9 protein-coding genes and 1 pseudogene are annotated in these 13187 nt (G+C 32.6%); 4 read left to right on the forward strand and 6 right to left on the reverse strand.

Annotated features, from left to right (window positions below; genetic code table 11):
• Positions 1 to 75 precede the first annotated feature (75 nt).
• Positions 76 to 828 carry a UDP-2,3-diacylglucosamine diphosphatase gene (locus tag AADI82_RS09125; protein WP_341216137.1) on the forward strand — a complete coding sequence of 251 codons (753 nt, stop codon included), beginning with the start codon at positions 76 to 78 and terminating at the stop codon, positions 826 to 828.
• Here AADI82_RS09125 and AADI82_RS09130 read toward each other — a convergent pair.
• Genes AADI82_RS09130 through AADI82_RS09145 form a run of 4 tightly spaced genes read right to left on the reverse strand, consistent with a single transcriptional unit; the run spans position 825 to position 6130 of the window.
• Positions 825 to 2093: an MFS transporter gene (locus AADI82_RS09130; protein ID WP_341216138.1), complete on the reverse strand. Its 1269-nt coding sequence runs from the start codon at positions 2091 to 2093 to the stop codon at positions 825 to 827. The two genes, AADI82_RS09125 and AADI82_RS09130, sit on opposite strands and share 4 nt — an antisense overlap.
• Before the next feature lie 3 nt (positions 2094 to 2096).
• Positions 2097 to 3791 (reverse strand): single-stranded-DNA-specific exonuclease RecJ, encoded by a 1695-nt coding sequence (gene recJ, locus AADI82_RS09135; RefSeq protein ID WP_341216139.1) that lies wholly within the window; start codon positions 3789 to 3791, stop codon positions 2097 to 2099.
• A gap of 7 nt (positions 3792 to 3798) precedes the next feature.
• Positions 3799 to 5700, reverse strand: coding sequence for a peptide-N-glycosidase F-related protein (locus tag AADI82_RS09140; RefSeq protein WP_341216140.1), 1902 nt, complete (start codon positions 5698 to 5700; stop codon positions 3799 to 3801).
• Positions 5693 to 6130: an OsmC family protein gene (locus AADI82_RS09145; RefSeq protein ID WP_341216141.1), complete on the reverse strand. Its 438-nt coding sequence runs from the start codon at positions 6128 to 6130 to the stop codon at positions 5693 to 5695. The genes AADI82_RS09140 and AADI82_RS09145 overlap by 8 nt, the downstream gene beginning before the upstream one ends.
• A 78-nt stretch (positions 6131 to 6208) precedes the next feature.
• On the opposite strand from AADI82_RS09145, the gene AADI82_RS09150 reads away from it, so the two are divergent.
• On the forward strand, positions 6209 to 7672 hold the full coding sequence (locus tag AADI82_RS09150; protein ID WP_341216142.1) for a M14 family zinc carboxypeptidase: 1464 nt from the start codon (positions 6209 to 6211) through the stop codon (positions 7670 to 7672).
• 3 nt (positions 7673 to 7675) lie between these two features.
• On the opposite strand, the gene AADI82_RS09155 is transcribed toward AADI82_RS09150, so the two are convergent.
• Complete coding sequence (locus AADI82_RS09155) at positions 7676 to 8938, reverse strand: D-alanyl-D-alanine carboxypeptidase (protein ID WP_341216143.1); 1263 nt, start codon at positions 8936 to 8938, stop codon at positions 7676 to 7678.
• Between the two features lie 20 nt (positions 8939 to 8958).
• The gene (locus tag AADI82_RS09160; protein ID WP_341216144.1) at positions 8959 to 9708 is read right to left on the reverse strand and encodes a DeoR/GlpR family DNA-binding transcription regulator; all 750 of its coding nucleotides are present in this window, start codon (positions 9706 to 9708) and stop codon (positions 8959 to 8961) included.
• Between the two features lie 137 nt (positions 9709 to 9845).
• On the opposite strand from AADI82_RS09160, the gene AADI82_RS09165 reads away from it, so the two are divergent.
• Entirely contained in the window at positions 9846 to 12977 is a 3132-nt protein-coding gene (locus tag AADI82_RS09165) for a SusC/RagA family TonB-linked outer membrane protein (protein ID WP_341216145.1), read from the forward strand.
• A 10-nt stretch (positions 12978 to 12987) separates the two neighbouring features.
• A pseudogene (locus AADI82_RS09170) lies at positions 12988 to 13187 on the forward strand (SusD/RagB family nutrient-binding outer membrane lipoprotein); the annotation flags it as partial.

A 13187-nucleotide genomic window follows, 5' to 3' on the forward strand; every position in this document is an offset into this window, starting at 1 on the left:
GCAAGCCCATTTGGCATGTCGAGTTCTTAACCTAAATATTCGTTAATTCGTAGCTAATTTATTTATATTTACAACATGCAAATTCCAGAAGAAAAAAAAATATATTTCGCATCCGATAACCATTTAGGAGCACCAACACAAGAAGCCTCTCGTCCTCGCGAAAAAAAATTCGTCGCATGGCTAGACCATATAAAACACGATGCTGCTGCCATATTTCTGTTAGGCGATTTATTCGATTTTTGGATGGAATACAAAAAAGTAGTTCCAAAAGGTTTTACACGAACTCTCGGAAAACTTGCCGAAATATCAGATTCAGGAATTCCAATTTATTATTTTGTTGGTAACCACGATCTTTGGATGAATGGCTATTTCGAAGAAGAACTCAATATTCCTGTATATCACAAACCCAAAGAGTTTACCTTTAATAACAAAACCTTTTTAATTGGCCATGGCGATGGTTTAGGACCTGGAGACAAAGGTTATAAACGCATGAAAAAAGTATTTACAAATCCGTTTTGTAAATGGCTATTCCGTTGGTTACACCCAGATTTAGGTGTACGAATGGCACAACATTTATCGGTAAAAAACAAATTGATTTCTGGCGACGACGATGCCAAATTTTTAGGCGAAGATAACGAGTGGTTAGTCCAATATTGTAAAAGAAAGCTAGAAGACAAACATCACGATTTTTTTGTATTTGGGCACAGGCATTTGCCTTTAAATATAGACCTCAACGAAAACTCTAAATACATTAATTTAGGGGATTGGATTCATTATTACACTTATGGGGTTTTTAATGGGGAAAATATGGAATTAAAAGAATATTAATCCTCATTTTCACTAGCCTCAACATCTTCGGTTAAATCTAACTCTCTTAATTCTCTATTTTTAACCCCCATTATAGCGACAATAATAAGAGTTACTGTACCACCAAGCACAACAGCCAAAGGCGCACCAAAAATTCTTGCAGCTATACCACTCTCAAGAGCTCCAAGTTCGTTAGAAGATCCTACAAACATAGAATTAACTGCTCCTACTCGTCCACGCATAGCATCAGGGGTTTTAAGTTGAAGAATAGTTTGTCGAACTACCATCGAAATACCATCGAAAACACCCGAAAAGAACAATGCTAAAACACTTAACCATAGTAGTTTTGAGGCTCCAAAAATTATCATAAAGACACCAAAACCAAAAACCGATATAAGTAATTTCTTTCCTGTATTTTTTGTAATAGGAATATAAGTTGTCGCTAACATAGTTATAATACTTCCTGAAGAAAGTGCCGCATTCAATATACCAAAACCTTTTGGTCCTGCATCCAAAATATCTGTCGCAAATACAGCAAAAATCGCAACAGCTCCTCCAAACAAAACAGCAATCATGTCTAAAGTTAATGCGCCTAAAATAACTTTGTCATTAAACACAAAACTAAGTCCAGCTTTTAGACTTTCTTTTACCGATTCATTAATGTTTTTGTTCAAAATTGGTTTTTTACCTATCTGTAACACTAGTGCTAATGCTAACATTACTAAAAGAAATATAATCCCAAGTGTGTAATGAACACCTATCCAAGCAATTAAAAAACCACCACACAATGCACCAAAAACATTAGCCCCTTTCCATGTGCTACTACTCCATGTTGCAGCGTTAGGATATATTTTTTTAGGAACAAGAAGTGCTATAAGTGAAAAAATAGTTGGTCCAAAGAAAGCTCTTAAAACTCCACCAAAAAATACTAATCCATAAATTCCGTATAAAATTGTATTTGTTTCCCATGAGGATTCTATTTTATCCGAAGTCAACCAAAACAATCCAAAACTTATTAAAGAAAATAATGTAATGCAAATTGCAAATAGATTTCGTTTTTCTTTTTTATCTACAATATGTCCAGCAAAAGGGGCAAGAAAAAAAGCAGGTAAAAATTCGCAAAGACCAATAACTCCTAATGAAAGCGGATCTTTAGTCAGTTCATACACTTGCCATTCAATAACAATAAACTGCATAGACCAGCCAAAAACTAAGGCAAAACGCAGAAATAAAAAAATGTTGAATTCTTTAATACGTAAGGCTGCGTAAGGATCTGTTTTAGCCATTTATTAAGCTTTAATATCTCGTAATTTTAATTGAAGTGATACGTTTTCTCTAAACTCGTTTTCATCAATAGAATATACTGCTTTAAAGGGTTTTTTATCTGAAATAATATCAAACTTATCGCCCATACCAAATCCAATACAAACAATGCTTTTAGAGGAATCTGATTGAGTTGCTGTTAGTCTTAAATGGGTCTTATCTGCTCCTACGCATTTGCCATATCCAGAATCGATTAAGTTTTCAGTCATAAAAACAGGTGTCATATTTGCTGGCCCGTAAGGTGCAAACTGTTTTAAAATTCTGTAAAACTTTGGCGTAATATCTTTTAAACTAATTTGAGCATCAATTTTAATTTCTGGGGTTAACAAATTCCTATCAATTGTTTTTTCTACTTCTTCTTCAAAAGCCTTTTTAAAAGCTTCATAATTTTTTTCTTCAAGCGTTAAACCCGCAGCATATTTGTGTCCTCCAAATTGTTCGATATGTTGGCTACACGCTTCAATAGCATTATATACATCAAATCCACGAACAGAGCGTGCTGAGGCCGCTAATTTTTCGCCACTTCTTGTAAATACTATGGTTGGTCTGTAATAGGTTTCTGTTAATCTAGAAGCCACAATACCAATAACACCTTTATGCCAATTTTTGTGGTAAACAACAGTAGTAAAACGGTTCTGTTCTTTTTGGTCTTCAATTTGTTTAAGAGCTTCTTCTGTAATTTGCTTATCTGTTTCACGTCTATCTAAATTATATTCATCAATTTCAGAAGCATATTGTTGGGCTTTATCATGTTCTTCTTCAGTTAATAAAGTCACCGCATAATTACCATGTTTCATGCGTCCAGCTGCATTAATTCTTGGAGCCACTATAAATACGACATCGGTAATGGTGAGTTCGGTTTTTTTTACCTGATTTAAAATGGCTTTTATTCCAGGTCTTGGGGCTGAATTAATAACTAAAAGTCCAAAATGGGCCAACACTCTGTTTTCTCCATCAATAGGAACAATATCTGCCCCTATTGCAGTGGCTACTAAATCTAAATACTCGGTTAAATCTTCAACGGTTTTTCCTTCTTTTGATGCTAATGCCTGAATGAGTTTAAAGCCCACTCCGCAACCGCATAGCTCTTTATATGGATAATTACAATCTTCTCGCTTAGGGTCTAATACTGCTGCTGCTTTTGGTATATCTATACCTGGTCTATGATGGTCGCATATAATAAAATCGATACCTAATTTTTTTGCGTGTGCTACTTTGTCGACCGATTTAATACCACAATCTAAAGCAATAATAAGCGAAAAATCATTCTCTAAAGCAAAATTTATTCCTTTATAGGAAATACCGTATCCTTCATCATATCTGTTTGGAATATAGGTATGAACTAGTGGATATTTTGTTTTTAAATAGGTTGACATTAAAGAGACGGCTGTTGTACCATCAACATCGTAATCACCATATACTAAAATATTTTCTTTATTGGCAATGGCTTTTTCTATACGCTCAACTGCTAAATCCATATCTTTCATTAAAAACGGATCGTGCAAATCGTTTAAGCTTGGTCTAAAGAATGTTTTAGCGTCTTCAAAAGTTTCAATACCGCGTTGTAATAAAAGGGTTGCAATAGTAGTATCTACTTGCAATGCTTTTTTTAGAGACGCTATTTTACTGGCTTCTGGTTTTGGCTTAAGTGTCCAACGCATTTTTCAACTACTCCTTTAGTCTAATTCTATTTTTAAACGCTTCTTTATCGTCTATTAAAACCTTGATGTAATAACGTTTCTTTGGTAAATATCCTAAATTATAATTTAAAACACCTCTTTTAAAATTATAATAATTATGAGTTTCATAAACTTTAGTTTCATCTTCTTGGTCAACAATAAGGACTTTAACATGGGCTTCATTATTAGAAAAATAATCTAACGTTATTGGTCCTAATGTTCTACTCGGGAACATAGCAATAGATGGGGTATTATCTAATTCGTATTCTATATCTGGTTGCACAGAAAAGTTATAAATTAAATGACTTCCGAAATCTGAGTCAAAATGCTTTATGGCATTACCCAATGTGTCTAACAGTTTTACATTACCTCTACCATCTTTAGCATTAAACCAAAATTCTAATCCGTTGCCTTTACTATCATCAAAAACAAAACTATAATGCCCTTGCTTAAGGTTAATAGTATCTCTATATATTGTATTTGGTTTCATGTTTACAGAATCTTTTTCAAAAAAGATATTCCCAAAACTATCTTTTATGCTATATGAATTCTCATTAGGCTTTTTATTAGTTTCGTAATATACAATGATGCTTTCTGGTAATATATTAGGGCGACTATAAATGGACTTTAAATTATTATCTGCCTTAAATGCATCTTTTTTCCCGTTTGGTTTAGATAGTTGTACATAAAAATTAGCTGATGTCTTTTTATTAAAAACTTCTGTTGGAAGTGTTATTATTGCTGTTTGGTTAAATGGGATATTTCCAGTCCACTTAAACTTTTCGGGCTTTTCTCCTTCAATAAAATAAACAATATCCATTTTTTTTAATGGTGCTTTCCCATTGTTTTTAACTCTAATTACTGGTAATCCTCCAAATGGATTTTTCCTTGAATGCGCTAAACTTACAGAGGGTTGGATAATGTCTAATAAAGTAACATCGTTTGTCGCATTAGGCTTTTCATATTCTATAAGGTAAGTTGTTAATAGCTCATTAGCACTAGGTTTTTCGGTCTCATAGGGTTCCATATTTAATTCAACCGTAAAAGCCTCATTAGGTTCTGTGTTTAGTAGTAGCTCATCGGGTTGCAACAAATATCCTGGGCACCAATTGGCTCGGTCAAAAATCCATGTCCCTGCTTGAGGATATAAAGGATTATCTCCACATTCCATCCATAAGTTTTTACGATTTACAAGTTCTCCATTAAAAAGAATATCGCGATACTTACTACAAAATTCTCCACAACCATTGGCATCCATACCGTGTCCTGTTTGATGCACTTTAATGATTGAAAAATCTGTTTTCGAATTAGCTTTTATTGTTTTTGGTGTTAAATAATTTTCTATAGGATCTGATACGTCACCATACTTAAAATTGCCATCATAAATTTTATGAATTGCAATAGGATTAGCAACTGGGTTTCCATAGGTGATTTCGAAATCTACAGTAACTTTCCAACCTCTTGTTTTATTGTCTTCGTACCCCGTATGGATATAATCTATTTCTACTTTGTCTCTTAGTATTTTGCTAAAATCTGTAACATCTACTTGCCATTTAAAATGCCAATCTTTTTGAAATCGTCCTCCATAAGGTGTAAGCATTCTAGCAATTTCGTAAACTGTGGAGTCGTTTTTAGATCGTGCTTTTATATGGTCGACATAATCCCAATCTGCACAACGCATTTTGTCTGGGCATTCGAATGTTAAGTTTAAAATGATACGTCTTATTTTTTTGTCTTTACCAGGAAATAATGCCATGCGTTTATAACTATTACTTCCTTTTGAAGGATCGGTAACAATAACTTCTTCTTGATGAGATATAACGTGGGTTTTTTGTTGTGAATAGCTTAAAAAGCTTATTAACAATACAATTAACAGGAGGTTTTTATTCATTACTTATTGTGCTTTTATGAAAGTGAACTTCTATATTTAATTTAGCAAATTGACGAAACATTTCCATAACGCCACAGTATTTTTCTATAGATAAATTGACTGCTTTTTGAAGTTTTTTTTCGTCTAAATCTGATCCGTAAAAATGGAAATGCATATCGACTTTATCATAGTATTTAGGGTGTTCTTCGGTTAAATTGGCATCAATATCTATTTTAAAATCATCAACTTCAAGTTTCATCTTTTTTATTAAAGATGCGACATCTAAACCCGAGCAACCTGCTAAACCAGAAAGCATTAGTGCCTTAGGGCGATAGCCTTCACTATTTCCTCCGTTTTCTTCTCCTGCATCTATAAATAAGTTATGTCCTGACGGATTGGTACTCTCAAATCGCATATTTCCTAACCATTTTGTAGTAACTTGATTCTTCATTTTTATAAATTATTTTTTTGTTTCTTGTAGTTTCAAAAATACTACTTAAATACTTAAAACTAGAATCTTGCTATTATTATGAAATCTTTTTTTAAACTAATATTATTATTTCTAACATTATCTGTTACCAGTCAAACAAAAAATTTTACTTCAGAAATTTATAGAACATATAATAACTATAAAGAATCTAGCTTGAATAAAAGACGCTTAAAGCATCAAGATATTCAGCCTTTAATTAATGCGCTTAAAAACAAACCAGATTTTACAGTAAATAAAGTGGGAGAATCTATTGAAGGACGAGATTTAACCCTAATTAGTATTGGCAAAGGTAAAACCAATGTGTTTTTATGGTCTCAAATGCATGGAGACGAACCTACAGCAACACAGGCTATTTTTGATATTCTTAACCTATTAACTAGCACAGATTTTTTAGAAGAAAAAGAAACCATATTAAATAGTGTGACACTTCATTTTTTACCGATGTTAAATCCTGATGGCGCAGAAAAATATACCAGACGAAATGTTTTAGGAATAGATATTAACCGAGATGCATTACGTTTACAATCGCCAGAAGGCAGAACGTTAAAGCGTGTTAGAGATAGTCTTAATGCCGATTTTGGCTTTAATTTACACGACCAAAATATTTATTACAATGCAGAACGCACTAATAAACCTGCAACTATTTCTTACTTAGCACCTGCATATAATTATGAAAAAGATATTAATAAAGTACGTGGAGACGCTATGCGGATTATTGTTTTTATGAATAATATTATTCAAAAATATGCACCAGGACAAGTGGGTCGATATAGTGACACTTTTGAGCCTAGGGCTTTTGGCGATAATATTCAAAAATGGGGAACTAGTACTATTTTAATTGAATCTGGAGGTTATAAAAACGATGTTGAAAAACAAGAAATTAGAAAACTAAATTATGTATCTATGCTATCGGCAATTTATACTATTGCTAATAGGCAATACAAAAATATTTCTATTGCAGATTATGAAAATATACCAAGAAACGACAGTAAATTATTCGATTTAAAAATTGAGAATGCAACCTATAATTTATTAGGAAAACCTTATAAAATTGATATTGGTGTGAAGCGTTATGAAATTGATAATACAGATCATACCGATTATTACAATGTTGGAAGAATTGTAGATCAAGGCGATTTATCAACTTATTATGGCTACACCACTTTTAATGCAGAAGGTTATACTATTGTGGAAGGAAAAATATATTCTAAAGTGTTTGAAACTGTTGATGACATTTCGAATTCAAAAGTTTATAAACTCTTAAAATCAGGTTACACTTATATAAAAGTAGAAGGATTGCCAGAACATAATATAGAAGCTACAAAACCTATTCATTTAGTTAAAACAGATTACAAGTTACCAGAGTTTAAAATAAAACCAGGTGTTAATCCCTCATTTATATTACAAAAAAACGGTATTAATGAATATGCTGTAATTAATGGTTTTTTAATTGATTTGAAAGCTAAAAATAGCGCACTTAAAAATGCTTTAATTTATAGATAGCTTTTAATAATTATCGCGAAGCCACTCAAAAATTAATTGCATACGTTTTTTTACGTCTATGGTAGTTTTTCGATAATGGTTATTCATAAAACTAAAAATTAATGTTTCTCCTGAATTTGTAATTAAATAACCGCTTAACGAATAATTATTGCCTAAAGTTCCCGATTTGGCATAAATATAAGGTTTGTTTTTGCCCGAATAATAATTTTTTAAAGTCCCCGATTCTCCACCAACAGGAAATAGATTATATAACCGTTGTTGTGGCATTTGGTTGTATAACTTTGTAAGCACTTGCACAAAAGATGTTGGCGTAAACAAATTATATCGGCTTAACCCAGAACCATCAACCCAACGTGGTTTTTGTTTTAAATCTTTTAATTGATTGTTTAAAATAGTATCTCTAATTTTTTTTGAACTCAATGTATCTGAAAGTGTTGAAGATGCCAAAATTAACATCTGTTCTGCTAAAAAATTATCGCTAACAAGCATCATGCGTTTATATAAAGAATCGGATGGAATGCTATAAGCTGTATGGGTTAGCTCTTTACCTGCATACTTAGAAATTGACACCTTATTTGGCAAGATATAATTCCACAACTTCTTTATTAACAAAGAGTCAATAACCATAGGTACTTCAATCGTGTCTTTTCTTTTTTGGTTGTAATAAAATGTGTTATCGTTATAATTTCTTCTTCTGTTAGATTCTGAAAAATGAATATGATTTTTTAATGCCTTAGGAATACTTTGTAAACTATCTTGATTACTAATAGTAACCACATTACCATACATTGGGAAACTACTTTTTTCTGGACTAAAATACGTGTCGTAGTCTTCCCAAGCCCAACCAGGACCGAATTTTTCATCTTCTAAATTACCTAAAACCACATTTACTTTTTTATAATTTTCTGCCATTTTTAATGCGGTACTATCATTAAAAAAAGGATGAAGAAATGTTGGGTTTCCTGTTCCTTGAATGGTAATGGTATCATTTTCTACACCGTATTTAAACGCTGGTATTTGTGCTGGTAATACCTGTAAAGCAGTATATAAAGTAAATATTTTGGTGTTGCTTGCTGGCGTAAAGTATTTATCGGCATTATAATTAAATACGGTATCTTTTGTTTTAGGATTATAAACTAATAATCCTGTGAATTGATTGTTGTAAAAGCTATTATCTAAGTTTTTAGCAATATAATGGGATTTGCAACTGCTCAATAACAGGGCCAATAAGCACAAATAAATTAGTTTACTTTTTGAGGCACTCATAATTTCAGGAACTTTAATTTCTAAATAACTGTTAAACCAATAGCATTAAAATCTTCGAAAACTGAATCAGTGGGGTCAATATTAGAAATGATAGCATCAATCTCTTGAATAGGTACAACGGTATGCCTTTTTGCAGACATAAGTTTGCTATTAATACACATCACTACAATATGATTTGAGGCATGAATCATACTTCTTTTTATACGAGACACATCCCAATCTTGTTCCGTTAAACCTCTTTTCACATTTATTCCGTCTACACCCATAAAACAAATATCGGCACTAATATTATAAATAGAAGTCACTAAATCTATCCCAACAGTAACTTGTGCTGCTTTATTTAATTTTCCACCCATAAATATAACCTCTATTAAAGGATGATAAGATAGCTGTGTAGCAATGGGTAAACTATAAGTATAAACAGTAGCATTTATATTTTCTGGAATAATTTTAGCTAATTCTAAATTCGTTGAACTTCCACTCATAATAATAGCTTGTCCATCATGAATTAGCTTTACTGCTTTTTTAGCAATCTTCTTTTTCTTATCAATATCAGCACTACTTCTTTCATCATAAGATAATATTCTACTTTCCTTTAATAAAGCACCGCCATGGACTTTATATACCAAGTTTTTAGACTCTAACTCTTTTAAGTCTCGCCTAATGGTATCTTCAGACACAAGTAATTCTTCACTCAGCTTAGTGGATAGCACTTTTTTATTTGCTTTTAACTTATCTAAAATAGCATGATGCCTTTCTTGCTTTAACATAATTTCCATCAAATATTCACTAAATATGCAACAAACAAATCAATATTGCAAAAAACACGTAATAAAAACGCATAAAAACGCATAAAAACGCAAATTAATTATTATATTTGAGTGACTATTAATTCAAATTCTATTTTATGAGAAAAAAAACGACCCTCTCTTTTCTTGTTTTTTTTGCCGCTACATGCAGTTTTTTGTTTGCTCAGAACATAACTGTAAGTGGTCAAGTAACTGATGCTTCTAGCGTTCCGTTACCAGGTGTAAACATTCAAGTAAAAGGTACAAGCAATGGAACCTCAACTGATTTTGATGGAAATTATTCTATTTCTGCAAATCAAGGTGATGTATTAATTTTTTCTTTTGTTGGTTTTAAAACAAAAGAAGTCTCTGTAACAGGAACAAAACTAGATACATCTCTAGAAGAAGATGCAAGTAAACTAGACGAAGTTGTTATTACTGCGTTTGGTGTTGCTAAAAAACAGAAATCTTTAGGGTATTCTGTAACACAAGTAAATGCTAATGATGTTAATTTGACTGGTCAAAACAATGCTCTTGAAGCACTTCAAGGACAAGTTGCTGGTGTACAAATTAACAGAACTTCTGGGTCTGCTGGTGGTGGTGTTGATATTTTAATTAGAGGTGTCACTTCAGTTAATCCTTCAAGAAGTAATCAACCTTTAATTATTGTTGACGGTTTAGCACTTAATAATGATACGTTTTCTGGTGAAGTAAGACCAAGTTCAGGATCTAATTCCCCAAACAGTGCTGAACAATTTGCATTTTCTAATAGAGCAGGAGATATCAACCCTGAAGATATAGAAAGCTATAGTGTTTTAAAAGGCGCTGCTGCTACAGCACTTTATGGTGTTAGAGCTTCAAATGGCGCCATTATTATTACCACAAAAAAGGGTAAACTAGGCAAAGCTAAAATAAGTTTAACAGCCTCTACTACTTTTAGAGATGTTAAAACAACTCCTGATGATCAAACTGAATATCGTGAAGGTTTTTCTAATCTTCCTAGAACCTTATACACTCCAGAAACTGATATTGGTTTTACAAGGTTGGGAGGAACTTCCTTTTATTCTTGGGGGCCAAAATTTAGCGATGATTCTGCAACTTTAGGCAATGGCGATGTTATAGATTTATCGAATGATGCTTACTACAGTCCTTATGACATTTTTAGAACAGGTGTAAACAAACAAATAAATTTAAGTGTTAGTGGTGCTACAGGTGTTATGGATTACTTTTTGTCTGTTGGAAATAGTAGTGATGATGGTATTTTACCAAATACAGATTATGAAAAAACGAATCTAAGATTAAAAGCAGGTTATAAAATTACTGACAATTTCAATATTAATAGCTCTATTTCTTTCACAAACTCTGGAGGTAGAAGGGCAAATGGTGGAGATAAATCGGTTATGAGTGCGCTTTCTTATTTTTCAGGAACATTCCCAATTAATGACTACCAAAATCCAGACGGATCTGAACGTGATTATTCTTTTGGAATTATTGACAACCCAAGATATTTAATGGAAACCAGTAGTCTTGTTGACAATGTTAATCGTTGGGTAGGTAATGCTACATTTAATTGGCAACCAAAAGATTGGGTAAATATTACCTATGCTGCTCAAATTGATAATTATTCTGATAGACGTAATCGTTACGTTGGTCCAGATTTAGACGGTGGTTCGCAAGTTGGTGGTTTTATTTTAAATCAAAATATAAATTTTACCGCTTTAGAATCTAACTTATTGGTTGCATTTACTAAAGATTGGTCTGATGATTTTACTACAGATTTAACTTTAGGTCATCAAATTTCAGACACCAAAAGAGATTATGATGAAGCACGGGGCGAAGGCTTAAACATTGCTGGAGTTAATGAAATAGGAAATACAACTAATTTCTTTATAAACAATTCAGTAACCCAATTGCGAAATATGGGTGTTTTTGGAGAACTTAAATTGGCATATAAAGACAAATTGTTTTTAACCTTAACAGGACGAAATGACTGGTTATCAACATTACCAAAAGAAAACAGATCGTTCTTTTATCCGTCTGCTAGTTTAGCCTATGACATCTCTGATCTCTTTGGGGATAGCAACGTTTTCTCTTTTGGAAAACTAAGAGCATCTTGGGCAGAAGTAGGTAAAGGTCCTGGTTTTGGAGACGTTGGTCAGTACTTTGTAGTTGATGGCGATTTCCCATTTGGTGGTTCTGGCGGATACAGAAGAAGCACAAGGCTCGGAGATTTAGCTATTAAACCTGAAAGTAATAAATCTACAGAATTTGGTGCAGATTTACGTTTTTTTGATAGCCGTATTCGTATAGATTATGCCTACTTTAAAACTAAAGTTGAAGATCAAATTTTTAATGTTGGTACAGCTTATTCTTCTGGACTATCTGCTATTACAAGAAATGCGGGAGATTATGAGGTATTTGGACATGAGTTATTATTAAGCGCAGATATTATTAGAAAACCAGACTTTAAGTGGAACATCATTTTAAATTGGTCTACAAGTGAGGGTAATGTCCTTAACATTCCTGATGATATTGAGTCTATTATATTTGCAAACTCAGGCTTTGCTGGTGTAACATCTGAAATTAGAGAAGGCGACAAAATGGGTAACTTATATGGTTACAAATGGCGCTATGAAAATGGAGAACGCTACATTGGTAGCGACGGTTTACCTCGTGTTAACCTAGACGAAAGAGTCATTGTTGGTAATGCATTTCCTGATTTTATATCTTCTGTTAATAACAGTTTTAAATGGAAAGGTATTGGGTTTAATTTTGTGTTAGAATACAAAAAAGGTGGTGATCTTTACGATTCGGGTATGCGTAATTCCATTAGAAATGGTGTTCGTGGAATTACAGCTTTTCGTAATGTAGATACCATATTAGATGGTGTTATGGACGATGGTAACGGTGGCTTTACTCCTAATACTATCGAAACAACTATCGATCAAAACTACTACAGAAGTTCAACACGTTACAATAGAGCCTCAGAAATTTTAGTTCAAGATGCTTCTTGGGTAAAGCTTAGAAACATAGGTTTGTCTTACGATTTTGGATCCAATGTTACTAATAAATTAAAAGTTGATAAACTTAGTTTTAACGTTAGTGCTAATAATATTTTATTATGGACACCATTTGATGGATTCGACCCTGAAGGCAATCAGTATAGCGCAGGAAGTAATGTTTATGGATTTACAGGGTTGAGTATCCCTTTGAGTCAGAGTTTTTCTTTTGGTCTTAATGTAATATTTTAAAAAAAGAATTATGAAAAAAATTAATATAAAAACTATAATTTTAACCTTGTTTGTTATTACAATTGTTGGTTGTAGTGATGAATTTTTTGATGTGAATACACCTTCCAATACCGCTACTTTAGAAGAATTGGGAATGAAAGATTTAATAGCCCCTGTGATACATAGCACAATGGAAGGACAACGTTCGGCAGAATTAGCATTTGGAAACTA

Source organism: uncultured Wocania sp. (assembly GCF_964021735.1).
In the GTDB taxonomy this organism is placed as follows: domain Bacteria; phylum Bacteroidota; class Bacteroidia; order Flavobacteriales; family Flavobacteriaceae; genus Wocania_A.

Bases quoted from the DNA above. Each gene is read 5' to 3' on its own strand.
- AADI82_RS09125 (WP_341216137.1), top strand. From the start codon at position 76: ATGCAAATTCCAGAAGAAAAAAAAATATATTTCGCATCCGATAACCAT.
- AADI82_RS09130 (WP_341216138.1), bottom strand. From the start codon at position 2,093: ATGGCTAAAACAGATCCTTACGCAGCCTTACGTATTAAAGAATTCAAC.
- recJ (WP_341216139.1), bottom strand. From the start codon at position 3,791: ATGCGTTGGACACTTAAGCCAAAACCAGAAGCCAGTAAAATAGCGTCT.
- AADI82_RS09140 (WP_341216140.1), bottom strand. From the start codon at position 5,700: ATGAATAAAAACCTCCTGTTAATTGTATTGTTAATAAGCTTTTTAAGC.
- AADI82_RS09145 (WP_341216141.1), bottom strand. From the start codon at position 6,130: ATGAAGAATCAAGTTACTACAAAATGGTTAGGAAATATGCGATTTGAG.
- AADI82_RS09150 (WP_341216142.1), top strand. From the start codon at position 6,209: ATGAAATCTTTTTTTAAACTAATATTATTATTTCTAACATTATCTGTT.
- AADI82_RS09155 (WP_341216143.1), bottom strand. From the start codon at position 8,938: ATGAGTGCCTCAAAAAGTAAACTAATTTATTTGTGCTTATTGGCCCTG.
- AADI82_RS09160 (WP_341216144.1), bottom strand. From the start codon at position 9,708: ATGTTAAAGCAAGAAAGGCATCATGCTATTTTAGATAAGTTAAAAGCA.
- AADI82_RS09165 (WP_341216145.1), top strand. From the start codon at position 9,846: ATGAGAAAAAAAACGACCCTCTCTTTTCTTGTTTTTTTTGCCGCTACA.